The sequence below is a fragment of the Enterobacter cloacae complex sp. P12RS genome (assembly GCF_014895875.1).
Classification (GTDB): Bacteria; Pseudomonadota; Gammaproteobacteria; order Enterobacterales; family Enterobacteriaceae; genus Enterobacter; species Enterobacter bugandensis.
The window spans coordinates 61,620-84,497 of sequence record NZ_JADBQO010000014.1; the positions used below are offsets into that span (position 1 = coordinate 61,620).

A 22,878-nucleotide genomic window follows, 5' to 3' on the forward strand; every position below is an offset into this window, starting at 1 on the left:
GTTATCCTTCTTCGCTCAACAGCAGTTCGTTGAGCTCTTCGAGAACGCGCTGCGGCGTTATGTCGATCAGGCTCTGATGGTAACCTTCAGCGGAATCGCCTTTGCGTACCTTGTGGTAGCCGGTGATCAAACGGATTACGCGCGCTTTGTGCGACAGCGGCGGCGTGAAGTCCGGGCTGCTTGGGCCATACAGCGCAACCAGCGGACGCTCCAGCGCGGCGGCGACGTGCATCAGGCCAGAGTCATTGCTGACCACGGCCTTACAGGCGGCAATCAGGATAACGGCCTGCTCAAGCTGCGTTTCTCCAGCCAGGTTGCGGCACCAGGCCTGTTGCTCGGTGCTCAGCGTGGCGAGAATTTCGTTGCCCGCCTCGTGATCCTTCGCCGAGCCAAACAGCACAATCTGGTAGCCCTCGTCGATCAGCTGTTTCGCCAGTTCGGCGTAGTGGTAGTGCGGCCAGCGTTTTGCCGGGCCAAATTCTGCGCCGGGACAGAAGCCAATCATTGGGCGTTCGGACGAAAGGCCAAACGCGTTGCAGGTGTGGGATTTCTCCCCCTCGTTCACCTGAAGCTGCGGCCACAGCAGCGGCTGCGGCAGGTCTTTCGCGCTGCGCATCACCCCTTTGTCGTAGGCCAGCGCCACGTAGCGCTCCACCATCAGCGGCCAGGCCGCTTTATCCAGCACCCGCGCGTCGTTCAGCAGACCGTAGCGCATTTCGCCGCGCCAGCCGGTACGGTGCGGGATGCCCGCAAAGAAGGGCACAAGGGCGGATTTAAAGGAGTTTGGCAGGACGTACGCACGGTCATAGCGCTTCTCGCGCAGGCTATGACCGAGCTTGCGGCGTTCGCCGATTTCCAGCGCCCCGTGGCCGAGCGGCATCGGGATCGCCTCGTTTACTTCCGGCATACGCGATAACAGCGGACGGCACCAGGCGGGTGCCATCACGTCGATTATCGCCTGGGGATAACGCGCCTTGAGCGTGCGATAGAGACTTTGCGACATCATCATGTCGCCCACCCATGACGGGCCGATCACCAGAATCTTCATACTTACGCGTCGCGGTTCAGCCAGGCCATATATTCCGTTACGCCTTCGGCAACGGTCTTGAACGGCTTGTCGTAGCCCGCGGCGCGCAGGTTGGTCAGGTCGGCCTGCGTGAACGCCTGGTAACGGCCCTTCAGCTTGTCAGGGAACGGAATGTACTCGATGCTGCCTTTCTTATGGTATGCCAGCGTCGCGTCTGCCACCGCCTGGAAGGATTCCGCGCGGCCCGTGCCCAGGTTGAAAATGCCGGAGACGCCGTTTTCCAGGAACCACAGGTTTACGGCTGCAACGTCGCCTACGTAGACGAAGTCACGCTTGAAGCCGTCGCTGCCTTCGAACAGTTTTGGACTTTCACCGTTATTCAACTGGGTGTTCAGGTGGAACGCCACGCTCGCCATGCTGCCCTTGTGCCCTTCGCGCGGCCCGTAAACGTTGAAGTAGCGGAAGCCGACAATCTGCGAGTTCGCTTCCGGCAGGATCTGACGCACGTACTCGTCAAACAGGAACTTGGAGTAGCCGTAGACGTTCAGCGGCTGCTCGTATTCGCGGGATTCGATAAAGTCCGAGGTGCGCCCGCCGTAGGTTGCTGCTGAGGAGGCGTACAGGAACGGAATTTCACGCTCCAGGCAGTAGTGCAGGATCTCTTTAGAGTACTGATAGTTGTTATCCATCATGTACTTGCCGTCCCACTCGGTGGTGGAAGAGCACGCACCTTCGTGGAAGATGGCTTCGATCTCGCCGAACTCTTCACCCGCCATAATCTGGATAAGGAAGTCTTCTTTATCCATGTAGTCAGCGATGTTCAGATCCACCAGGTTAACGAACTTGGTGCCGTCTTTCAGGTTGTCCACCACCAGAATGTCGGTGATGCCCTTATCATTGAGGGCCTTAATAATGTTGCTGCCGATAAAGCCCGCGCCGCCGGTAACGATGATCATAACTGTAACCTTTGAAGTGTTGAGCCCGGGGACAATCCCGGACGCTAATATTCATATCATATCATCACAATGCCCGGTCTTCAGCCATTCACCGATATGCAGCAGGGGTACACGTGATTTATGCTGCAAAAACGAGAAGAGATACGGCGTCATCTCGTCATGAACTATAGGTTTGGGTAATATGTGCCAAAATTTGCCGAGTCTGGAGAATTGCAATGCGTGGTGATTTTTACAAACAGTTAAACAGCGACCTCGACACCGCACGTGCGGAAGGGTTGTTCAAAGAAGAGCGTATTATCACGTCTGCCCAGCAGGCGGATATCACCGTTGGCGACGGCAGCCACGTGATCAACTTTTGCGCGAACAACTACTTAGGTCTTGCGAATCACCCTGAGCTGATTGCCGCCGCGAAAAATGGCATGGACACCCACGGCTTCGGCATGGCCTCCGTGCGCTTCATCTGCGGCACCCAGGATAGCCACAAGCAGCTTGAGCAAAAGCTGGCAAACTTCCTCGGAATGGAAGACGCGATTCTGTACTCCTCCTGCTTCGACGCCAACGGCGGTCTGTTTGAAACCCTGCTCGGCGCAGAAGATGCGATTATCTCCGACGCCCTGAACCACGCCTCCATCATCGACGGTGTTCGCCTGTGTAAAGCGAAGCGTTTCCGCTACGCCAACAACGACATGGTTGAGCTGGAAGCGCGGCTCAAAGAGGCACGCGAAGCGGGTGCCCGCCACGTACTGATCGCGACCGACGGCGTGTTCTCCATGGACGGCGTGATCGCCAACCTGAAGGGCGTGTGCGACCTGGCGGATAAATACGACGCGCTGGTGATGGTCGATGACTCCCACGCGGTCGGTTTTGTCGGTGAAAACGGCCGCGGCTCCCATGAATACTGTGACGTGATGGGCCGCGTGGACATCATCACCGGTACGCTGGGCAAAGCGCTCGGCGGCGCGTCCGGCGGTTATACCGCTGCGCGTAAAGAGGTGGTTGAGTGGCTGCGTCAGCGCTCCCGCCCGTACCTGTTCTCCAACTCCCTGGCGCCAGCCATTGTGGCCGCCTCCATCAAAGTGCTGGAGATGGTGGAGTCTGGCGCCGAGCTGCGCGACCGACTGTGGGCAAACGCCCGTCTGTTCCGCGAAAAAATGAGCGCCGCAGGGTTCACCCTGGCCGGCGCTGACCACGCGATCATTCCGGTGATGCTGGGCGACGCAGTTGTGGCGCAGCAGTTTGCCCGTGAGCTGCAGAAAGAAGGGATTTACGTCACCGGGTTCTTCTTCCCGGTGGTACCAAAAGGTCAGGCGCGTATCCGCACCCAGATGTCTGCGGCGCATTCGCCTGAACAAATTGAGCGTGCGGTGGAAGCCTTTACCCGCATCGGCAAACAGCTGGGCGTAATTGCCTGAGGACGTGTGATGAAAGCGTTATCCAAACTGAAAGCGGAAGAAGGGATTTGGATGACCGACGTGCCGGAGCCGGAAGTCGGTCATAACGATCTGCTGATCAAAATTCGTAAAACCGCCATCTGCGGTACTGACGTTCACATCTACAACTGGGATCAGTGGTCGCAAAAAACCATTCCTGTCCCAATGGTTGTCGGTCACGAATATGTTGGTGAAGTGGTCGGCATCGGCCAGGAAGTCAAAGGCTTTAGCATTGGCGATCGCGTCTCTGGTGAAGGCCATATTACCTGCGGTCACTGCCGTAACTGTCGCGGTGGCCGTACCCACCTGTGCCGCAACACCGTCGGCGTGGGTGTAAACCGTCCGGGCTGCTTCGCGGAATACCTGGTGATCCCGGCGTTTAACGCCTTCAAAATCCCGGACAATATCTCTGACGATCTGGCCTCTATCTTCGACCCGTTCGGCAACGCGGTACACACCGCGCTCTCCTTCGACCTGGTCGGTGAAGACGTGCTGGTTTCCGGCGCCGGCCCAATCGGCATTATGGCGGCAGCCGTGGCGAAGCACGTGGGTGCGCGCAACGTGGTGATCACCGACGTGAATGAATACCGCCTGTCGCTGGCGCGCAAAATGGGCGTCACCCGCGCGGTGGATGTCTCCAAAGAGAGCCTGACCGACGTGATGGAAGAGTTGGGCATGACCGAAGGCTTTGACGTGGGTCTGGAGATGTCCGGCGCGCCGCCGGCGTTCCGCACCATGCTGGACACCATGAACCACGGTGGCCGTATCGCGATGCTGGGCATTCCGCCGTCAGATATGTCCATCGACTGGAACAAAGTCATCTTCAAAGGGCTGTTCATCAAAGGCATCTATGGCCGCGAGATGTTCGAAACCTGGTACAAGATGGCAGCGCTGATCCAGTCCGGCCTGGATCTGTCCCCGATTATCACTCACCGTTTCTCCATCGATGAGTTCCAGCAGGGCTTCGACGCGATGCGTTCCGGCCAGTCAGGGAAAGTGATCCTGAGCTGGGATAAGTAAACAAAAAGGGGCCTCAGGCCCCTTTTTTACTGATTCTTTTTCTCTTCGTCCGTCAGGTAGCGCACCTTGCGGGTATAGTCCTGCCCTTTGAACAGCAATTTGTTATCCGGAGATTCCAGATACTTCTGCCATTCGGAAAGCGGGAAACCCCCGTGCGCGCCAATCACCTCTTTCGGCACAACGGCTTCCTGTCCGCCGATCTTTTTGGAGACCGGCCAGTTCATCCAGTCGCCCAGGTTAACCGTTTTAACATCCAGCATGTCCAGCAGCGCAGCGAGCGGCAGCTGATCGGTCGGCGGCTGCGTGTCGTCCATCAGCTCCCAGGTATCCTGGAACAGCGTCAGCCACAGCGGGCAGATGCGACGCCAGGTCTTTTTGGTTGCGGCAAGAAACGCGCCGTTAACGTGATCGACCAGATACGGGCGCACTGTTTCTTTGTAATATGCCGGCACTTTTTCTGCGGGGGCGCCGTCCAGCTTGGCAATCATTTTGCCCTGACGGAAGCTGGAGTAGATGTGCATATCGGCCATGTTGATCTGGGGCATCTTCAGCAGGTTGAGATCGGAGTCGATCATCAATACGCCTTCTCCGCGCGCCTGAAGCGGAGCGTTAAGCTTCACCAGACGGCTGAGGTAGATTTGCTTATAGCGGTACCCCTCTTCACGTTTTGGCAGCGTGAGGGTCACAACGCGGGTTTTTGGCGGCAGCTCGCCGAAAGCGGATTCAGGCTGATCGCTGACGATAACAATCTCGCTGACGTCGGTGGCGTAACGCTCTGCAAAGGTCGCTGATAATAACGCCTCTTCGACGAAATCCGCGCCCGTACAAGGGATCACGATGGAATCAACCGCAACGAGATCGCGCGTGACCGGAAGGGAAGCGTACGGAATGTTATGACGCCCGGTAATGTGGCGGTAGCGAGCATTCAGGAATTTAAACATGTTCTTCTCGTTTGGTTATTGCGCGCCAAGAACGGCCTCGACACCGTTAACATAGCTTTCAATGGCATACACGTTGCAGACATTCTGGTGCGCGGCTGCGGCGAGCCGGGCGCGCAGAGCAGGATCCTGCCAGATATTATCCAGATGTTGAGCAAGTTGCGACACATCGCTCCACGGGAACAGCAGCCCGGTCGACTCATGGTCGATCAATTCTGCCGTGCCGGTTACCTTTGAGCCAATCACCGGGATGTTCAGCAGCATTGCCTCCAGCACGACGCGGGGCAAACCTTCGCTCTTCGAAGCCAGAATAAACGCGTCAAAGGTGGCGAGATAGTCAAAAGGCGTGTTCTGGAAACCGGTAAAAATGATGCGCTCAGCAATCCCCAGCGCGTCAGCCTGCGCCGTCAGCGCGCCGCGTTCAGCCCCTTCACCGACCAGCACCATCTTCCATTTTGCCTGCGGGTGCTTCTGGCTGAACTGGGCCAGCGCCTCCAGAGTATGGTGGTTGGACTTGCGAGGGATAAGCGACCCAATGCTGCCGAACACAAAGGTGTCGTCATCAATGTTCAGACGCTGGCGCATGGCGCGTCGGTCGGGCAAAGGCTGGTGGATGTCGATGGCGTTGTTGACCGTGGTACACAGCTCGGGCCGGACGCCATGCTGAAGAAGCACGCGTTCAACGCCGTGCGAAACCGCGATAATTTTTGTGGCATGTGCGTTGACCAGCTTCACCAGCGGTGGGGTCAATACAGGTTCAATGCGACAGTGCTGAATCAACCGCGCCTGCAGTTTCGCTGCCGCGAGATAGCCTTCCTCATTTGAGCCGGGTTGGTTATTCATATAGAGCGTATCGAAACCGCCCTCCATGAAAAGCGTCTCGATTTTGCTGACGTTAGGCCTGATTCGCCACAGGATATCCACGTAACGAGTCAATGCCTTACGGGCGCTGCGTGAGAAAAAAAGCAGGCTACGTCCCGCTTCCTTCAGTAATTTGGCCCAGAGCGGCTGCTGACGCTGAGGGATCACGATGAGCGGGATCCCGATGCTGTTGAGCACCTGACCAATCGTCTCACCTTCAGCGCGGCTATAATCACTGTAAAAACAACACGTAATATCGAATTTATCGCGATTGATCCGCTTCAGGAGCTCAAGCATACTGTTGGTGCCTCCCCCCCATTCTTTACCCGTATCCAGGAGGAGAATTTTACTTTTGTGCGGCATGTCTGAATCCGTGTGCTACCTTTCATCTGACTGCATTATAAAGAATCTGTTGAAATAAAATAGATTTTTCTATTTTATTGCGCTTCAGAATTAGACAAAGCGTCATACGTGCTTATTTGAAAAGTGTGATTCAGGACTTTAATCATCTCTACTCATTTATATAGTATTAATCATATTCATTTATGCTGCTGTTGAGAGTGGAAACATGTTTAAAATAACGATCTGCTTATTAACGTTTAATTCTGAAAGATTATTGCACGATGTTATTCCGCCTCTTTTAAAAATAGCGGATGAGATCGTCGTTGTAGATTCAGGCAGTACGGACAAAACACGTTTTATTTGTGAGAGCTATGGACTGCTCCCTGTCTATAAAAAATTTGGCTGGCATGGCGAGCAGATGAATTATGCCATATCCTTAGCCAGCAATGACTGGGTCCTGTGCATCGACAGTGATGAAATTCTTGACCAGGAAACAGTGGATGCTATTTCAGCGTTAAAAGCAGATGATGAACCTGACCCCGGAACGGCATGGCGAATATGCCGCCACTGGTTTGTTCTGGGTGAAGAAGTCCGGACGATCTATCCTGTTTCATCCCCTGATTACCCTGTACGTCTTTTTAACCGTAAACAGTCCCGATTTAATAACAGACCGGTAGACGATCAGGTGGAAGGTTTTCTCCGTTGTGAATGTATTCCGGGCTATGTAAAACATGATACGTTTCCCACTCTGCATGAGCTTTTTAACAAATTAAATTGTTATACAACCCGTCTGGTACAATATCATAAAATACGCCCCTCTATCGGGCGCGGCATCATCAGTGCCATCGGGGCTTTTTTTAAATGGTATTTGTTTAGCGGCGCCTGGCGTCAGGGTAAAGTGGGGGTGGCGACAGGACTGTATGCCACAGCCTACAGCTTTTTGAAGTATTTCAAATCCTGGTATCTGCATCAGGAGAAAAAAGAGCCCGTTGCGAATGAGCAGACGGGCTCTCAGATTGCGAAATAAGCGTCAGGCTTTCTTGCCCCATCCCTGCCACTGCTGCTGGACGTATTTCACCAGCGTACTGTTACTGATGCTGTCTCCGATGACAGAGAAGACGCGGGTCGCGTAGACCGGTTCTAGCGGCTGCTTCGGTACACAGCGCTTCACGCCGCGGAACGGGTTAAGCGGTGCCGTCGGGACGGGCTGCGCAGAATTCGGCGTAGAGGTATCCACCTGCGGCTCGTTCAGCAGATCGCTCGGGCGTACCAGCGTGATATCGGCGGGTAAGGTCGGCAGCATTTGCTGTAAAACGCGAACGGTAGACGGATGCGGGTGCCCGATGGCAATCGCCGAACCGTTACGGCGCGCCAGCTGTACCGCGCGGTTGAACTGCACGCGGATATCCGCTTCGTTCTGGGAGTCGTCCAGGAAGACTTTGCGCTTGATGACCTTCACCCCCGTACCCTGAGCGGCACGCATCGCCTGGCTGTTGCCAATGGTCATGCTGTCGAGGAAATAGAGATTGTAACGCTCCAGCGCCTGCATCACTTTCAGCATACCGTACAGGCTCGACGTCATCGCGCTGCCCATATGGTTGTTCAGACCCACGGCATACGGCACCTTGTTGTAGGCGTCGCGGATGATGCGTTCGATCTCATCGCTGCTCATATCCGGGCGCAGGGTGTCTTTTTCCAGCGGCTGCTTGCTGAGCGGTGCCATCGGAAGATGGATGAGGACCTGGTGGCCGCTATTGTGCGCTTTGGTCGCCATTTCATGCGCGTGAGGCGCATTCGGCAGGACGGCGACGGAGATGGCTGACGGCATCGCCAGCACCTGATTTTCATAGTGTGGTCGATAACCGAAGTCATCAATCACGATGGCGAGTTTACCTGCATATACCGGTGCAGCCAGCGCCAGTGCGCTGACGACGGAGAGAACCATTCGACGAAATTGAAGCAAAACTTATCTTCCCAACCACGGCTGTGGATTGACCGCCTGACCCTGACGACGAATTTCGAAATAGAGTGACGGGCGGCCCTGACCGCCACTGCTGCCCACAAGGGCGATGGGTTGGCCGGCGCGCACCTGGGTGCCGACGCTGACCAGCGCGCTCTGGTTGTAGCCGTAAAGACTCATGTCGCCTTTACCGTGTTCGACCACCACCACCAGTCCGTAACCCTGCAGCCAGTCGGCCAGGATCACGCGGCCATCGGCGATGGCTTTCACTTCGCTACCTTCAGACGCACCGATAACGATCCCTTTCCAACGTAGCTCACCCTGCAGCTGTTCGCCATAGCGATGCAGTATAGTGCCGCGAACGGGCCAGTAGGCCTGACCGCGCGGGGAACCCAGACCGCCGGTACGCGACATCAGGGAGCGTTCGCTTTCGCTTGGCTTGTAGGTGGTCCCTTTGCGGGAGGCTTCCTGCTGCTTGTCGCGAACCGCCTGCGCCTCGCGGGCCTCTTTTTCGGCGCGCGCCTTCGCTGCGGCTTCCGCACGGGCAATGCTGTTACGCAGTTTTGATTCGTTGGCGCGCATTTCGCTCAGCTGGCTCTGTCCTGCCTGAATGGAGGACTCAAGACCGGACAGCGTTTTCTTGCGTTCGTTACGGGCCTGCTCAAGTTTCGCCTGCTGCGCTTTTTGTTCGTAGAGCAACGTCTGCTGCTGGCTCTGCTTCTCTTCCAGCTCCGCTTTTTGGATGGAGACCTCTTCACGCGTCTGCTTCAGCTGTGCAATGGTCTCCTGACGCGCCTGGTTCAGATAGCCGAAATAGGCCTGCAGACGCTGGCCGCGCTGGCTCTCTTCACCGCTGAGGATCAGCTGGAGTCCGGTATGTTCACCCTGGCGGAATGCGGCATCCAGCTGTGCTGCGAGGTTGCGCTCCTGCGCATCACGCTGGCGCTCCAGTTTGGCAATCGACGCATTCATCTCGTCGATCTGTTTGTTCAACTGGGTGAGGGTGTTTTGCGTTTCACGGAGTTTACGTGCGGCAGCGGAGATGGCCTCTTCCTGCTGCTTAAGCTGGGCGAGCAGGGTGGCGCGCTGCTGTTGCTGCTGGCGTACCGCACGCTCTTTGGCGGCGATATCGGCCTGAATGGATTTCAGCTGGTCGCGGTCATCCGCGTGGGCGGATGCGGCGCACAGCAATACGCCAGCGCTGAGTGCGCTGGCGCAAAGCAGAGGTCTGACTGATAGCCTAAGCGGCTTCACGACCCATGTGATTGAAAAAATCGCCTTTCCCCTCATGGGGAGCGATTATTCCACGATGAACAGCGGCTTACCAGTCATCTCTTCAGGGATCGGCATACCCATCAGCGACAACATGGTTGGCGCGATGTCGGAAAGCTTGCCGCCTTCTACTGCTTTCAGTGATTTATCACCCACATAAATCAGCGGAACAGGCAGGTTGGTATGGGCGGTGTGCGCCTGACCGGTTGCCGGGTCACGCATCTGCTCGGCATTACCGTGGTCAGCGGTGATCAGCAGCTGGCCGCCAACGGACTCAACCGCTTTCGCCACCTGCTCAACGCAGTGGTCCAGCGCTTCAACCGCCTTCACTGCCGCTTCCATTACGCCGGTATGGCCGACCATGTCGCCGTTCGGGTAGTTACAAATGATGGTGTCGTACTTGCCGCTTTCGATGGCCGCGACCAGTTTTTCAGTCAATTCCGCAGAGCTCATCTCTGGCTGCAGATCGTAAGTCGCGACTTTCGGCGAGTTGATCAGAATGCGCTCTTCGCCTTTGAACGGCGCTTCAACGCCGCCGTTAAAGAAGAAGGTCACGTGCGCATACTTCTCAGTTTCGGAGATACGCAGCTGGGTTTTGTCGTTCTTCGCCATCCACTCGCCGAAGGTGTTAGCCAGCGAGGCTGGTGGGTAAGCGCAAGGGGCGTTGATATCTGCCGCGTATTCGGTCAGCTGGATGAAGTCGATGTTAACCACTTTCTTACGGGCAAAACCGTCGAAGTCGCTGTTGACGAACGCACGGGTGATTTCGCGCGCGCGGTCAGCGCGGAAGTTCATAAAGATCAGCGCGTCGCCATCTTCCATTGCGGCATCGGCCTGGCCTTCAGCGCGGATCACGGACGCTTTTACGAATTCATCGTTTTCATCACGCGCGTAAGCGGCTTCCAGCGCTTCAACCGCAGTCGGGAACTGGAATTCCCCTTTTGCCAGGGTCATCAGGTCATAGGCCTGTTCAACGCGATCCCAGCGGTTGTCGCGGTCCATAGCGTAGTAACGGCCAATGATGGAGGCCACGCGGCCTTTGCCCAGCGCAGCGAATTTGTCTTCGAAAGCTTTCAGGGACCCTTCTGCGCTGCGCGGTGGCGTGTCGCGACCGTCCAGGAAGGCGTGCAGGTAGATTTTTTCCGCACCGCGTTCAGCGGCCAGTTCAACCATCGCCATGATGTGATCTTCGTGGCTGTGCACGCCGCCTGCGGAGAGCAGACCCATGATGTGCACCGCTTTACCTGCCGCAACGGCTTTATCTACCGCACCGCAGAGAACCGGGTTAGCGAAGAAGGTGCGTTCTTTGATTTCGACGTCCAGACGGGTCAGATCCTGATACACGATACGACCCGCGCCGAGGTTAACGTGGCCAACTTCGGAGTTGCCCATCTGGCGATCCGGCAGGCCCACTTCCAGACCGGATGCGTCAATCAGGGTATGCGGACGTTTTGCCCACAGTGCATCCATGACCGGGGTTTTTGCGTTGAAAATAGCGTTATCCTGGCTATCTTCACGGTAGCCATAGCCATCCAGAATCACCAGTACCATAGGTTTTTTAGAAACCGACATTGCAACAACCTCATGCTCAAGAGTCAAAATTTGCGTAATTTTACTACAGCTGAATCGATCAAATAGCCGCAGAAGATCAAAGAAAACGCGGGGGCAAGATGCTGACCGGACCATTTTGAGGCATTTTTTTAGGTGGCATGCCGCAGAAAATGGATTAGGTTATGGTCGCTGGCTGTATTTGCCAGAACGCACAGGTATACTCCTGTCCTGGTTTTTTTATCACTTAGTCGGGAGTAGTTACCCTCCATGCAAGAAATTATGCAATTCGTTAGCCGCCATCCGGTACTGAGCATCGCGTGGATTGGCCTGCTGGCTGCTGTGCTGTTCACCACATTTAAGAGCCTGACGTCTAAGATTAAGGTTATCACCCGTGGTGAAGCGACGCGTCTGATTAACAAAGAAGATGCCGTCGTTGTCGATCTGCGTCAGCGTGACGATTTCCGTAAAGGTCACATTGCCGGCGCAATCAACCTGTTGCCAGCTGAAATCAAAGCCAACAACGTTGGTGAGCTTGAGAAACACAAAGCCCAGCCCATTATCGTTGTGGATGCGACCGGTATGCAGGCGCAGGAATCTGCCAGCGCGCTTTACAAAGCGGGCTTCGAAAACGTAACGGTACTGAAAGAAGGGATTTCCGGCTGGAGCGGGGAAAATCTTCCTTTGGTTCGCGGTAAATAAGGAGTTCAGTCATGGCCAATATTGAGATCTACACCAAAGCGACGTGCCCGTTCTGCCACCGTGCGAAAGCGCTGCTGAGCAGCAAAGGCGTCACGTTCCAGGAACTGCCGATCGACGGTGACGCGATCAAACGCGAAGAGATGATCCAACGTAGTGGTCGTACGACGGTTCCGCAGATTTTTATTGATGCGCAGCACATTGGCGGCTGTGATGACTTGTATGCGCTCGACGCCCGTGGTGGACTCGATCCGCTGCTGAGCTAAGAGACTTTAGGACAATTAAAAAGGGTATTTCCATGTCAGAACAAAACAACACCGAAATGACTTTCCAGATCCAGCGTATCTACACCAAGGATGTCTCTTTCGAAGCGCCAAATGCGCCGCACGTTTTCCAGAAAGACTGGCAGCCAGAGGTTAAACTTGATCTGGATACCGCATCCACCCAGCTGGCGGATGACGTGTATGAAGTCGTACTGCGTGTGACCGTGACCGCCTCTCTGGGCGAAGAAACTGCATTCCTGTGCGAAGTACAGCAGGGCGGTATCTTCTCCATCGGCGGCATCGAAGGCAACCAGATGGCGCATTGCCTGGGTGCATACTGCCCGAACATCCTGTTCCCGTATGCCCGTGAATGCATCACCAGCCTGGTTTCTCGCGGTACATTCCCGCAACTGAACCTTGCGCCAGTGAACTTTGATGCGCTGTTCATGAACTATCTGCAGCAGCAGGCTGGCGAAGGTGCCGAACAACATCAGGATGCCTGATGAGCACTGTTAATGCGTCAATGACTGTGATCGGTGCCGGCTCATACGGCACCGCTCTTGCCATCACGCTGGCAAGAAATGGTCACGACGTGGTCCTGTGGGGCCACGATCCAAAACATATCGCCACGCTGCAGCGCGACCGTTGCAATGTGGCGTTTCTCCCGGACGTTCCGTTCCCTGACACCCTGCACCTGGAAAGCGATCTTGCAACCGCGCTGGCGGCCAGCCGCAACATTTTGATTGTGGTGCCAAGCCATGTCTTTGGCGACGTGCTGAATCAGATCAAGCCGCTGATGCGCCCGGATGCGCGTATCGTCTGGGCGACCAAAGGGCTGGAAGCGGAAACCGGACGTCTGCTGCAGGACGTTGCCCGCGAAGCGCTGGGGGATGAGATCCCGCTGGCGGTCATCTCCGGGCCGACCTTTGCCAAAGAGCTGGCTGCGGGCCTGCCGACGGCGATCTCGCTGGCATCCACCGATCAGGCTTTCTCCGACGATCTCCAGCAATTGCTGCACTGCGGCAAGAGCTTCCGCGTCTACAGCAACCCCGATTTTATCGGCGTGCAGTTGGGTGGCGCGGTGAAGAACGTGATTGCCATCGGGGCCGGGATGTCTGACGGTATTGGCTTTGGCGCCAACGCGCGTACGGCGTTGATTACCCGCGGCTTAACCGAGATGTCCCGTCTGGGCGAAGCGCTGGGTGCCGATCCGGCCACCTTTATGGGGATGGCGGGTCTGGGGGATCTGGTGCTGACCTGTACCGATAACCAGTCTCGTAACCGCCGCTTTGGCATGATGCTCGGACAGGGCAGCGATGTAAAAAGCGCGCAGGAGAAGATTGGACAGGTGGTGGAAGGCTACCGCAATACCAAAGAAGTCCGCGAATTGGCGCACCGGTTTGGTGTCGAAATGCCAATAACCGAGGAAATTTATCAGGTATTGTATTGCGGAAAAAATGCGCGCGAGGCAGCATTGACCCTATTAGGTCGTGCGCGCAAGGACGAGCGCAGCAGTAACTAGTCGGAACCGTTGTCACCTGAATGACCCAGCCAGCGCAGAACTGGCTGGTCATTAACTATCGTCTGGAGTTAGCAATGCCGTGTGAAGAACTGGATATCGTCTGGAATAATATTAAAGCCGAAGCCCGCGCTTTGGCCGACTGTGAGCCTATGCTGGCCAGTTTCTATCACGCGACGCTACTCAAGCACGAAAACCTCGGCAGCGCCCTGAGCTATATGCTCGCCAATAAGCTGGCTTCCTCCATCATGCCTGCTATCGCCATTCGTGAGGTAGTGGAAGAGGCCTACGCCGCCGACCCGGAAATGATCGCCTCTGCCGCCTGCGACATTCAGGCCGTGCGCACCCGTGACCCGGCGGTCGATAAATACTCCACGCCGCTGCTGTACCTGAAAGGCTTCCACGCGCTGCAGGCGTACCGCATTGGCCACTGGCTGTGGAATGAAGGCCGCCGCGCGCTGGCGATCTTCCTGCAAAACCAGGTTTCCGTGACGTTTCAGGTTGATATTCACCCGGCGGCAAAGATTGGCCGCGGGATCATGCTCGACCACGCCACCGGGATCGTTGTCGGGGAAACGGCGGTGATTGAAGACGACGTCTCGATCCTGCAGTCGGTTACCCTGGGCGGTACCGGGAAAACCAGCGGCGATCGCCACCCGAAAATTCGTGAAGGGGTGATGATTGGCGCAGGCGCCAAAATCCTCGGCAATATCGAAGTCGGGCGCGGCGCGAAGATTGGCGCGGGGTCGGTTGTGCTCCAGCCCGTGCCGCCGCACACCACCGCCGCTGGCGTACCGGCGCGCATCGTTGGTAAGCCAGACAGCGATAAGCCGTCGATGGATATGGATCAGCACTTCAACGGCATTCACCATACCTTCGAGTATGGTGACGGCATTTAACTTCTGAGAATGGCGCCCGGGTAACCCAGCTGGCGCCAGGCTTCATACACCACCACCGACACCGCGTTCGACAGGTTCATGCTGCGGCTGTCCGGCATCATCGGAATACGGATTTTCTGCTCAGCGGGCAGGGCATCGAGGATCGTGGCCGGCAGGCCGCGGGTTTCCGGGCCAAACATCAGATAGTCACCCTCCTGATAGCTCACGGCGCTGTGCGCTGGCGTGCCTTTGGTGGTCAGGGCGAACATGCGCTGCGGCTTCTCTGCTTCCAGAAACGCGGCGTAATCGTGATGGCGAACCACGGCGGTAAATTCATGGTAATCCAGCCCCGCGCGGCGCAGGCGTTTGTCGTCCCACGTAAAGCCCATCGGCTCAATGATGTGCAGACGAAAACCGGTGTTGGCGCACAGGCGGATGATATTGCCGGTGTTCGGCGGAATTTCTGGTTCGAATAAAACGATGTTAAGCATGCTGCCCCCTTAATTGCGGGGGCAGAATAGCAGAAAAGAGAGGAACTACGCGACGCCGGGTTCCTGCGAGCGGCTGTACAGCATTTTGTAGACGGTTGCCGCAGCGGCCACCAGAGCGGGCACGCTGAGGATCATTAAAATACTGTCTGCCTGCCACTGCATCGAAAGAAGCTGGGCGCTGGTCATGGTTCCCGCCACGCCGCCAAAGCGGCCGATGCCCTGCATCCAGGCGATGCCCGTCGCGCGGCACTCGGTAGGGTAAAAGGTGGCCGCGAGGGTTTGCATGCCCGACTGCGCGCCGTTCATCGCGATCCCCATCAGGAAAATCAGCCCGCCAAACAGGGCGATATGGTTATGCTCAAGGCCAAGCAAAAGAATCAGGCCCATCGTCAGCACAAAACCACCTGCGACCACCTTGTGTGCTTCCCAGCGGTCCATCATCCAGCCCGCGAGCAGAATGCCTGCGGTGCCGCCGAAGGTAAACAGCGAGGTGAGCCAGGCGGATTCCGCAAGGGCATAACCCATCCCCTGCATCAGCGTCGGCATCCAGCTAAGCAGGACGTAGTAAATCACCAGCCCCATAAAATAAGTCACCCACAGCATCAGGGTGCCGGGTAGCCAGGGCATGGAAAACAGCTGCCCCACGCTCCCTTTTTTAGACGCGGCTTTCTCTTCCGCCAGGAAAAAGCCCGTAACGCTCTCCAGCGTACTGCGGCTGAACCGGCTGGCAATGCGGCGAACCTGCGCGACGTCTTTCCCACGCTGCACCAGAAACTTCACCGATTCCGGCAGCAGCAGCGCCAGCAGCACGGTTAAAATCAGCGGCGCAATCGCGCCGGTCAGCAGCACGCTTCGCCAGCCGTGGTGGGGAATTAGCCAGGAAGAGATCGCCCCGCCGCCCGCTGCGCCCAGAGGGAAGCCGCAGTACATGGTATTAATCGCCATGGCGCGGCAGCGCTGGGGGGCAAACTCTGAGATCAGCGTGATGGCGTTTGGCATGGCGGCGCCGAGCCCGAGACCCGTCAGAAAGCGCCACAGCGTCAGGGTATTCAGGCTTTGCGCCCAGGCCGTCCCCAGGCTCGCCAGGCCGAAGAACAGGCACGAAAAGACCAGCACGCGCTTGCGTCCCATCCGGTCCGATACCGGACCTGCAATAAGGGCTCCCAGCGACAGCCCCAGAAGCGCCGCACTCAGCACCGGCCCCAAATCCTGCTTATGGATCCCCCATTCTGCCGACAGCGTGGGCGCGATGTAGCCCATCGCTGCCGTATCAAAACCATCGATCGCCAGAACCAGAAAGCCCAGCACGATAAGAAGCCAGTGAAACCCTGAAAAAGGACTCTCGTCGATCACCTGCTGAATATCCACCTTACCTGAATAGGTCATACGCTCCCCTCCGATGTGATGTTGTTTTTGTGTTCTTGTATTTGCTTGTCTATACAATTGCGAACGGGAGGGATGTGTCAAATTTTCTTATCCAGAATGTTACGCAGGTGTTATTTTCGACAAAAAAAGCGCCCGAGGGGGAAATCGGACGCATGGGAAAGGTGGGGTAACGGGAGAGGATCAGGCCGCGTCGCCATGTGACAGCGGAGCCAGCGCCGCCGGCAGTTTACCCAGCTCCTGCACCAGCGAATCCTTGCTGATTTCACTGATCGACTTCGCGCCGGTCAGGGTCATCGCCACCTTCATCTCTTTCTCGATCAGGTTCAGCAGGTTTGCCACGCCCGCCTGACCGGCCGTCGCCAGGGCGTAAAGATATGCGCGGCCCAGCAGCACGCTGTCGGCACCCAGCGCAATCATGCGCACTACGTCCAGCCCGTTGCGGATGCCGCTGTCGGCCAGAATGGCAATATCGCCTTTCACCGCATCGGCAATGGCCGGCAGGGCGCGGGCGGAAGAGAGCACGCCGTCGAGCTGACGTCCGCCGTGGTTAGAGACCACAATTCCATCCGCGCCAAAACGCACCGCGTCGCGGGCATCTTCCGGATCGAGGATCCCTTTGATCACCATCGGGCCATCCCAGAACTCGCGGATCCACTCCAGGTCTTTCCACGAGATCGACGGATCGAAGTTGTTCGCCAGCCAGCCGATGTAATCCTCCAGCCCGGTCGGTTTGCCAAGGTAGGCCGAGATGTTCCCCAGATCGTGTGGACGGCCGTTCAGGCCGACGTCCCACGCCCACTGTGGATGCGTTACCGCCTGCCAGTAGCGGCGCATCGCGGCGTTCGGGCCGCTCATGCCGGAGTGGGCATCACGGTAGCGCGCGCCGGGCGTGGGCATATCGACTGTAAAGACCAGCGTGGAGCAGCCCGCCGCTTTAGCGCGCTCCAGGGCGTTACGCATAAAGCCGCGATCGCGCAGGACGTACAGCTGGAACCACATCGGGCGCTTGAGGGTCGGGGCGACCTCTTCAATCGGACAGACCGAGACGGTAGAGAGGGTAAACGGAATGCCTTTAGCATCTGCCGCGGCGGCGGCCTGCACTTCGCCCCGGCGGGCGTACATGCCGCATAAGCCGACGGGCGCGAGCGCGACGGGCATGGAGAGCGTTTCGTTAAACAGCTTCGTCTCAAGGCTCAGGTCAGACATATTCTTCAGCACGCGCTGACGCAGGGCCACTTCTGACAGATCCTCCACGTTGCGGCGCAGGGTGTATTCGGCATACGCCCCACCGTCGATGTAGTGGAACAGGAACGGCGGCAAAATGCGCTGCGCCGCGGCGCGGTAGTCACTGGCTGCTGAAATAATCATGCTTTGTTCTCCCTGGAAATATCACTGTCGCCAGGCAGACGGGTAATACGCGCCTGTCGGGCCTGGTCTTCATCAAATCGTTTAATGGTGGTGTGCACGAAGCCGAGATGCGCCATCATCGCCTTGCGCGCGGCTTCGGCATCGCCGGCCAGAATGGCGTTGAGCACCGCCTCGTGCTGTTCGGTCAGCTGGGCAAAGACCGGCGGGACCAGATACATGCGCTGGCGGCTCTGCTTCACGGAGGATTGCAGCAGGTCGAAGAACCCGCGCATGGTCTGGAGCAGCACCACATTGTGCGACGCCTCGGCGATTGCCAGATGGAAACGCACGTCCGCCTGGGAGGCGATGTCCGGATCGCTGCTTTGCGTGGCTTCGAAGCAGGCTTTGAGCTTCTCTTTGTCGGCTTCGGTTGCCCGCATCGCTGCGTGCCATGCGGTACTGGTTTCGATGGCGTGACGCGCTTCAAGAATGTCGAAGCTGTAGTCCGGGTCGTTTTCCAGCAGCGTCTTCAGCGGCTGAACGATGTTTTGCTCGGACCAGTCATCATGCTGCCAGCGCACAAAGGTGCCGCCGCCGCGACGGCTCACCAGTACGCCTTCGCTGACCAGCGTCGCCAGCGCCTCGCGCAATGAGTTACGCGATACGCCAAGCTGGGCGGCAAGCTGGCGCTCGGCGGGCAATTTCATGCCCGCTTCCAGCTGTTGTTCTTCAATCAGCGCCCGCACGCGAGAGGCAATCTCGTCGGACAGGCGTCTGGGCATCACTATCATGGGATCATCCAGGTTAAGACATAGGCCTGCAGGGTGGTGATCACGCCCACCATGCAGGTGAATATCAGGCTGTGTTTCACGGTAAAGCGGAACAGGTCCGACTCTTTGCCTACCAGTCCCACCGCGGCACAGGCAATGGCGATGGACTGCGGCGAGATCATTTTGCCGGTCACGCCGCCGGTGGTGTTCGCGGCGACCAGCAGCACGTCCGACACGCCAATCTGCTGCGCAGCCGTCGCCTGCAGGGCGGCAAACAGGGCGTTAGACGAGGTATCTGAACCCGTCAGGAACACCCCCAGCCAGCCGAGGAACGGCGAGAAGAAGGTGAACGCGTGTCCGGTGTGGGCCAGCGCTAACGCCAGCGTCGACGACAGGCCGGAGTAGTTCGAGATAAACGCGAACGCCAGCACCATGCCGATGGAGTAGATCGGCAGCATCAGCTCTTTAATCGTCGCCGCAAAAGTCTGTACCGCGGCGGCAGGCTTCATGCGCAGCCACACCACGGAAAGGAGTGCCGCAAACAGGATGGCCGTACCGGTGGCGGAGAACCAGTCAAACTTAAACACTGCCGCATACGGGGTGGCGTCGTGCACGACCGGCGGCATACGGGCAACCATCTTGTCGAGGAACGGCACGGAGATGTTAATCACCATGTCGTACAGCGCGCCGCCGGGAGCGAACAGCGCTTTAAACGGCGGTATGCTCCACAGCGTCACGGTAGCGGTCAGGAACAGGAACGGCGACCAGGCGCGGACGATCTGTCTGGCGGTATAGCCGGTGCGGGCGAGGGTCTGATCCACATGCGATGCGCCCATGTCCGCAAAGCGGAAGATACGCACCGGCTGCCAGCGTTTCAGGAACAGCGTCAGACAGACCAGCGACACCAGGGAAGAGATGATGTCCGGCAGCTCCGGGCCAAGGAAGTTCGAGCTGAGGTACTGGGCAATCGCGAACGAGCCGCCTGCCACCATCACCGCAGGCCAGGTCTCCTTCACGCCGCGCCAGCCGTCCATAATCGCCATGATCCAGAACAGCACGATAATGGTCAGGAACGGCAGCTGGCGGCCAACCATCTGGCCGATCTCAAAGCTGTCCAGCCCGGTCACCTGTCCGGCCACCAGAATCGGAATCCCCATCGCGCCAAACGCCACCGGTGCGGTGTTCACAATCAGGCACAGGCCAGCGGCGTAGAGCGGGTTAAAGCCCAACCCGACCAGCAGCGCGGCGGTGATCGCCACCGGTGCGCCGAATCCTGCCGCGCCTTCAAGGAACGCCCCGAAGGAGAAGCCGACAATCAGCATCTGCAGACGCTGGTCCGGGGTGATGGAGAGAATCGACGAACGAATGATGTCGAACTGCCCGGTCTTTACCGAGATTTTATAGACAAAGACCGCGGCGATGATGATCCACGCAATCGGCCACAGGCCGTAGAAGAAACCGTAGACAACGGAGGCCAGCGCGCGGTCGACCGGCATCTTGTAAAAGAACAGCGCCACCAGCAGGGCGATGGCAACGGTGTACGTCGCGGCGAGGTAGCCCTTCAGCTTGAGCTTAATCAGCGCAAAGAAGAAGAACAGGATCGGTAACGATGCGATCAGGCTCGACAGCCAGATATTGCCGGCCGGGTCGTAGTTTTGTTGCCAGAGGCTCATGCAGGTCTCCTGGGGACCAGACAGCCTGTGCTGCGGGTGAGTCTCCGCTCAACTCTGCGTCACAAGCTGTGTAAAAGTGGTCCTGCCAATATTGTGTTGTAGGGTTAATGACAATGAATGGTTAACCAGATGTTATGGAGTGGCAATGGTTTTGTGAGCGCAAATAATGGAATTGTGAACCGGGGGAGGATTGATTGCGCTATTGGTTGGACCAATTCACGCGAAGGGGGAAAAGAGTAGGCCGGGTAAGCGCAGCGCCACCCGGCATGAAATCAGAATGCGGTCTTACAAAAACCCGTCATCTCTTTCAGGCCCATTTCGCGGCCAAGCTCAGTCATCGGGTGTACCACCACCAGACCACGGACGCTTTTCTTCAGCTTGCCCATATCGGCCTGCTCTTTTTTGGTGATCGCGCGGCGGTGCGGCATGTTCATCAGCTTCTGCGCTTCTTTGCTCAGCTTCTGGCCTTTCACTTCGCGCAGGCGCTCGATTTCCGCTTCCAGCTTCGCGGTCTCTTTTTCCAGCTCGGCATATTTCTCGGCGGAATCAACCAGAGACAGGCCAGCCATCTGGTGACGGATCAGATCCAGACGGTCGCTCAGGCGTTTAATTTCGTTCTTTTCGACTTCTTTCATGACAATTGACTCTAAATCGGGGGAATTACAGGGAAGGATACACCAATGTGAACGGGCTTACTTCTGAAACGCTTTTTTTAAGCTGATTTTAGAAATCAGCTCAGTCAGGGAGAGGACCATCGTGGAACGGACAACCTGTTGATAGCGCAGCTTTTGCATCGCGTACAGTTCAGGGTCGCTGTTATCAAAATGGGGAGCAGGAGGCAGGGCGGTGACGCAGTGCAGCTCGCCGAACGGCCCCAGGATTTCATCATCGGTAAAAGTGTACTCATTACCGTCATGATTGAGTTCTTCGCGCAGCGCCATTAACAGTTCAGCGTCTTCATACTCCTGGCGGTTGAGCACGCCAAGACCATAAATCAGCTTCAGACGCACCGACAGATCGCCCAGCGGTCCGTCTCCGTCCAGTAACGGTTCTACAGCGTACTTTACCGCGTAGTCGTCTTTGCGAAACACCTGAAGCACCAGGATATTCACCGCCTCGGTTAACAGCTCGACGGCGGCAATCAGGAAACTTCGTACGGTTTTGCCAGCATTCAGACGCTCAAGCACACGATTTTCAAAGGCCTGGGTTTGTTCCATTATTGCCTGCATATCTGACAATCTGTTATTCGGGCGCAGGCTTACCTGCGCCGGATTCTGCATCATTTGGTTGCGTTGTATGCGTTAACCGCCTCCGCAACCACGTCGCTGCTGGCGTCCAGACCGGAAATCTGCGCCAGCGCAGCCTGCGCGCCTTTGTCATCAATCAGCTGAGCCAGCTCAATCGCCTGCGGGTCCTGCTCGCTGCGGTAGTGCATCGCGGCAGCAATTCCTTTCACCAGGTTGGCGTGCGGCAGACCGTATTCCAGCGTGCCCAGCAGCGGCTTAATCAGGCGGTCGCCCGCGCTCAGCTTACGCAGCGGCTGACGGCCCACGCGCTCAACGTCATCTTTCAGATACGGGTTTTCAAAACGACCGAGGATTTTCTGGATGTATGCTGCGTGTTTATCAGCATCAAAACCGTAGCGTTTGATCAGCACCGCGCCGCTCTCTTCCATTGCCCCTTTCACCACCGCGCGGATCTGCTCATCGAGGATCGCGTCGCGAATGGTCTGATGACCGGCCAACTTTCCGAGGTACGCGGTTATAGCATGCCCGGTGTTCAGCGTGAAGAGTTTGCGTTCGACAAATGCCATCAGGTTATCAGTAAGTTCCATTCCCGGAATGGTCGGCAGCGCGCCCTTGAACTGAGTTTTATCGACGATCCACTCGCTGAAGGTTTCAACAGTGACTTCCAGCGGATCGTTGGTGGCGGATTCGGACGGCGGAACGATACGGTCTACAGCGGAATCCACAAACCCGACGAGCGCTTCAACCCAGGCTTTATCTTCCTCAGCCACGGCCGCCATAACGTGGCCTTTCAGCTGCGTGGTGCCGCGCACCATGTTTTCACAGGCGATGATGTTCAGCGGTGTTTCAATGCCCTGTGCTTTACGCTTCGTCAGGCCTTTCGCGACCGCAGGAGCAATACGTTCGAGCACCACCGGACCCACGGCGGTGGTCACCAGATCAACGCTGGCGATCAGGTCAATCACGTCGTCGCCGATGCTGCTGACCGCGTTAACGCCAGAGACGGTTTCAACCTGTTCGTTTTCACCCACCACATGAACCTGATAGCTATGACGGGCATTCAGGGCATCCAGAACCACCTGATTCACATCGGCGAATGTCAGGGTAATGCCCGCGTCTGCCAGCAGTTTACCGATAAAGCCACGACCGATATTACCTGCGCCAAAATGTAATGCTTTCATAGTGTTAACCTTCATCAATGTTTTTACCCGAGAGGGCTGGGGTGAGGAACGTTTCCCCCTCACCCTAGCC

Annotated in this window: 23 protein-coding genes; 8 read left to right on the top strand and 15 right to left on the bottom strand. The window is 57.2% G+C overall.

Annotated elements, in window-relative coordinates; all coding sequences use genetic code 11:
* Window position 1: 1 nt before the first annotated feature.
* A complete protein-coding gene (rfaF, locus tag IM284_RS10430; protein WP_047366920.1) occupies window positions 2–1,048 on the bottom strand; it encodes an ADP-heptose--LPS heptosyltransferase RfaF in 1,047 nt (348 codons plus the stop codon).
* Window positions 1,049–1,050: 2 nt separating this feature from the next.
* Window positions 1,051–1,983 (bottom strand): ADP-glyceromanno-heptose 6-epimerase, encoded by a 933-nt coding sequence (gene rfaD / locus IM284_RS10435; protein ID WP_041911658.1) that lies wholly within the window; start codon window positions 1,981–1,983, stop codon window positions 1,051–1,053.
* A gap of 215 nt (window positions 1,984–2,198) precedes the next feature.
* Between rfaD and kbl the strand changes: the two genes are divergently transcribed.
* Together kbl and tdh are read left to right on the top strand one after the other, a co-directional pair.
* The gene (gene kbl / locus IM284_RS10440; protein WP_047366921.1) at window positions 2,199–3,395 is read left to right on the top strand and encodes a glycine C-acetyltransferase; all 1,197 of its coding nucleotides are present in this window, start codon (window positions 2,199–2,201) and stop codon (window positions 3,393–3,395) included.
* Window positions 3,396–3,404: 9 nt separating this feature from the next.
* The gene (gene tdh, locus IM284_RS10445; protein ID WP_006812404.1) at window positions 3,405–4,433 is read left to right on the top strand and encodes an L-threonine 3-dehydrogenase; all 1,029 of its coding nucleotides are present in this window, start codon (window positions 3,405–3,407) and stop codon (window positions 4,431–4,433) included.
* Window positions 4,434–4,459: 26 nt separating this feature from the next.
* On the opposite strand, the gene IM284_RS10450 is transcribed toward tdh, so the two are convergent.
* Both IM284_RS10450 and IM284_RS10455 read right to left on the bottom strand, forming a co-directional pair.
* A complete protein-coding gene (locus IM284_RS10450; RefSeq protein ID WP_045260055.1) occupies window positions 4,460–5,374 on the bottom strand; it encodes a hypothetical protein in 915 nt (304 codons plus the stop codon).
* A gap of 15 nt (window positions 5,375–5,389) precedes the next feature.
* A complete protein-coding gene (locus tag IM284_RS10455; protein WP_047366922.1) occupies window positions 5,390–6,595 on the bottom strand; it encodes a glycosyltransferase in 1,206 nt (401 codons plus the stop codon).
* A gap of 205 nt (window positions 6,596–6,800) precedes the next feature.
* On the opposite strand from IM284_RS10455, the gene IM284_RS10460 reads away from it, so the two are divergent.
* Window positions 6,801–7,601 (top strand): glycosyltransferase family 2 protein, encoded by an 801-nt coding sequence (locus IM284_RS10460; protein WP_047366923.1) that lies wholly within the window; start codon window positions 6,801–6,803, stop codon window positions 7,599–7,601.
* Window positions 7,602–7,604: 3 nt separating this feature from the next.
* On the opposite strand, the gene IM284_RS10465 is transcribed toward IM284_RS10460, so the two are convergent.
* Genes IM284_RS10465 through gpmM form a run of 3 tightly spaced genes read right to left on the bottom strand, consistent with a single transcriptional unit; the run spans window position 7,605 to window position 11,378 of the window.
* Window positions 7,605–8,537, bottom strand: a complete 933-nt coding sequence (locus IM284_RS10465; protein WP_193055802.1) for a divergent polysaccharide deacetylase family protein — start codon at window positions 8,535–8,537, stop codon at window positions 7,605–7,607.
* 3 nt (window positions 8,538–8,540) lie between these two features.
* Complete coding sequence (gene envC / locus IM284_RS10470; protein ID WP_240476405.1) at window positions 8,541–9,800, bottom strand: murein hydrolase activator EnvC; 1,260 nt, start codon at window positions 9,798–9,800, stop codon at window positions 8,541–8,543.
* Window positions 9,801–9,833: 33 nt separating this feature from the next.
* Complete coding sequence (gpmM, locus tag IM284_RS10475) at window positions 9,834–11,378, bottom strand: 2,3-bisphosphoglycerate-independent phosphoglycerate mutase (protein WP_047366926.1); 1,545 nt, start codon at window positions 11,376–11,378, stop codon at window positions 9,834–9,836.
* A 246-nt stretch (window positions 11,379–11,624) separates the two neighbouring features.
* Here gpmM and IM284_RS10480 point away from each other — a divergent pair, with 246 nt between their 5' ends.
* The 5 genes from IM284_RS10480 (at window position 11,625) to cysE (ending at window position 14,734) form a co-directional block, all read left to right on the top strand.
* A complete protein-coding gene (locus IM284_RS10480; protein WP_014882007.1) occupies window positions 11,625–12,056 on the top strand; it encodes a rhodanese-like domain-containing protein in 432 nt (143 codons plus the stop codon).
* Between the two features lie 11 nt (window positions 12,057–12,067).
* Complete coding sequence (gene grxC, locus IM284_RS10485) at window positions 12,068–12,319, top strand: glutaredoxin 3 (RefSeq protein ID WP_028015037.1); 252 nt, start codon at window positions 12,068–12,070, stop codon at window positions 12,317–12,319.
* 32 nt (window positions 12,320–12,351) lie between these two features.
* On the top strand, window positions 12,352–12,819 hold the full coding sequence (gene secB / locus IM284_RS10490) for a protein-export chaperone SecB (RefSeq protein ID WP_003860835.1): 468 nt from the start codon (window positions 12,352–12,354) through the stop codon (window positions 12,817–12,819).
* On the top strand, window positions 12,819–13,838 hold the full coding sequence (gpsA, locus tag IM284_RS10495; RefSeq protein ID WP_045630251.1) for an NAD(P)H-dependent glycerol-3-phosphate dehydrogenase: 1,020 nt from the start codon (window positions 12,819–12,821) through the stop codon (window positions 13,836–13,838). Before secB ends, gpsA begins: the two co-directional genes overlap by 1 nt.
* Window positions 13,839–13,912: 74 nt before the next feature.
* Complete coding sequence (cysE, locus tag IM284_RS10500) at window positions 13,913–14,734, top strand: serine O-acetyltransferase (RefSeq protein ID WP_008502718.1); 822 nt, start codon at window positions 13,913–13,915, stop codon at window positions 14,732–14,734.
* Here the strand turns inward: cysE and trmL are convergent.
* The 8 genes from trmL to mtlD all read right to left on the bottom strand — a co-directional run bounded on the left by trmL (window position 14,731) and on the right by mtlD (window position 22,808).
* Window positions 14,731–15,204 (bottom strand): tRNA (uridine(34)/cytosine(34)/5-carboxymethylaminomethyluridine(34)-2'-O)-methyltransferase TrmL, encoded by a 474-nt coding sequence (gene trmL / locus IM284_RS10505; protein WP_028015039.1) that lies wholly within the window; start codon window positions 15,202–15,204, stop codon window positions 14,731–14,733. The two genes, cysE and trmL, sit on opposite strands and share 4 nt — an antisense overlap.
* 45 nt (window positions 15,205–15,249) lie before the next feature.
* Window positions 15,250–16,590 (bottom strand): aromatic acid/H+ symport family MFS transporter, encoded by a 1,341-nt coding sequence (locus tag IM284_RS10510; protein ID WP_028015040.1) that lies wholly within the window; start codon window positions 16,588–16,590, stop codon window positions 15,250–15,252.
* A gap of 180 nt (window positions 16,591–16,770) precedes the next feature.
* Window positions 16,771–17,958 (bottom strand): quinone-dependent L-lactate dehydrogenase, encoded by a 1,188-nt coding sequence (gene lldD, locus IM284_RS10515; protein ID WP_047366927.1) that lies wholly within the window; start codon window positions 17,956–17,958, stop codon window positions 16,771–16,773.
* A complete protein-coding gene (lldR, locus tag IM284_RS10520; protein WP_047366928.1) occupies window positions 17,955–18,728 on the bottom strand; it encodes a transcriptional regulator LldR in 774 nt (257 codons plus the stop codon). The genes lldD and lldR overlap by 4 nt, the downstream gene beginning before the upstream one ends.
* Window positions 18,725–20,380 (bottom strand): L-lactate permease, encoded by a 1,656-nt coding sequence (lldP, locus tag IM284_RS10525; protein WP_047366929.1) that lies wholly within the window; start codon window positions 20,378–20,380, stop codon window positions 18,725–18,727. The genes lldR and lldP overlap by 4 nt, the downstream gene beginning before the upstream one ends.
* Window positions 20,381–20,652: 272 nt before the next feature.
* On the bottom strand, window positions 20,653–21,015 hold the full coding sequence (locus tag IM284_RS10530; RefSeq protein ID WP_008502724.1) for a YibL family ribosome-associated protein: 363 nt from the start codon (window positions 21,013–21,015) through the stop codon (window positions 20,653–20,655).
* A 57-nt stretch (window positions 21,016–21,072) separates the two neighbouring features.
* Window positions 21,073–21,663, bottom strand: coding sequence for a mannitol operon repressor MtlR (gene mtlR, locus IM284_RS10535; protein ID WP_028015045.1), 591 nt, complete (start codon window positions 21,661–21,663; stop codon window positions 21,073–21,075).
* Entirely contained in the window at window positions 21,660–22,808 is a 1,149-nt protein-coding gene (gene mtlD, locus IM284_RS10540) for a mannitol-1-phosphate 5-dehydrogenase (RefSeq protein WP_048338832.1), read from the bottom strand. Before mtlD ends, mtlR begins: the two co-directional genes overlap by 4 nt.
* Window positions 22,809–22,878: the final 70 nt, after the last annotated feature.

What these genes read in the sequence shown, in the direction of transcription:
- rfaF (WP_047366920.1), bottom strand. Translation starts at nt 1,048, where the DNA reads ATGAAGATTCTGGTGATCGGCCCGTCATGGGTGGGCGACATGATGATG.
- rfaD (WP_041911658.1), bottom strand. Translation starts at nt 1,983, where the DNA reads ATGATCATCGTTACCGGCGGCGCGGGCTTTATCGGCAGCAACATTATT.
- kbl (WP_047366921.1), top strand. Translation starts at nt 2,199, where the DNA reads ATGCGTGGTGATTTTTACAAACAGTTAAACAGCGACCTCGACACCGCA.
- tdh (WP_006812404.1), top strand. Translation starts at nt 3,405, where the DNA reads ATGAAAGCGTTATCCAAACTGAAAGCGGAAGAAGGGATTTGGATGACC.
- IM284_RS10450 (WP_045260055.1), bottom strand. Translation starts at nt 5,374, where the DNA reads ATGTTTAAATTCCTGAATGCTCGCTACCGCCACATTACCGGGCGTCAT.
- IM284_RS10455 (WP_047366922.1), bottom strand. Translation starts at nt 6,595, where the DNA reads ATGCCGCACAAAAGTAAAATTCTCCTCCTGGATACGGGTAAAGAATGG.
- IM284_RS10460 (WP_047366923.1), top strand. Translation starts at nt 6,801, where the DNA reads ATGTTTAAAATAACGATCTGCTTATTAACGTTTAATTCTGAAAGATTA.
- gpmM (WP_047366926.1), bottom strand. Translation starts at nt 11,378, where the DNA reads ATGTCGGTTTCTAAAAAACCTATGGTACTGGTGATTCTGGATGGCTAT.
- IM284_RS10480 (WP_014882007.1), top strand. Translation starts at nt 11,625, where the DNA reads ATGCAAGAAATTATGCAATTCGTTAGCCGCCATCCGGTACTGAGCATC.
- grxC (WP_028015037.1), top strand. Translation starts at nt 12,068, where the DNA reads ATGGCCAATATTGAGATCTACACCAAAGCGACGTGCCCGTTCTGCCAC.
- secB (WP_003860835.1), top strand. Translation starts at nt 12,352, where the DNA reads ATGTCAGAACAAAACAACACCGAAATGACTTTCCAGATCCAGCGTATC.
- gpsA (WP_045630251.1), top strand. Translation starts at nt 12,819, where the DNA reads ATGAGCACTGTTAATGCGTCAATGACTGTGATCGGTGCCGGCTCATAC.
- cysE (WP_008502718.1), top strand. Translation starts at nt 13,913, where the DNA reads ATGCCGTGTGAAGAACTGGATATCGTCTGGAATAATATTAAAGCCGAA.
- trmL (WP_028015039.1), bottom strand. Translation starts at nt 15,204, where the DNA reads ATGCTTAACATCGTTTTATTCGAACCAGAAATTCCGCCGAACACCGGC.
- IM284_RS10510 (WP_028015040.1), bottom strand. Translation starts at nt 16,590, where the DNA reads ATGACCTATTCAGGTAAGGTGGATATTCAGCAGGTGATCGACGAGAGT.
- lldD (WP_047366927.1), bottom strand. Translation starts at nt 17,958, where the DNA reads ATGATTATTTCAGCAGCCAGTGACTACCGCGCCGCGGCGCAGCGCATT.
- lldR (WP_047366928.1), bottom strand. Translation starts at nt 18,728, where the DNA reads ATGATAGTGATGCCCAGACGCCTGTCCGACGAGATTGCCTCTCGCGTG.
- lldP (WP_047366929.1), bottom strand. Translation starts at nt 20,380, where the DNA reads ATGAGCCTCTGGCAACAAAACTACGACCCGGCCGGCAATATCTGGCTG.
- IM284_RS10530 (WP_008502724.1), bottom strand. Translation starts at nt 21,015, where the DNA reads ATGAAAGAAGTCGAAAAGAACGAAATTAAACGCCTGAGCGACCGTCTG.
- mtlR (WP_028015045.1), bottom strand. Translation starts at nt 21,663, where the DNA reads ATGATGCAGAATCCGGCGCAGGTAAGCCTGCGCCCGAATAACAGATTG.
- mtlD (WP_048338832.1), bottom strand. Translation starts at nt 22,808, where the DNA reads ATGAAAGCATTACATTTTGGCGCAGGTAATATCGGTCGTGGCTTTATC.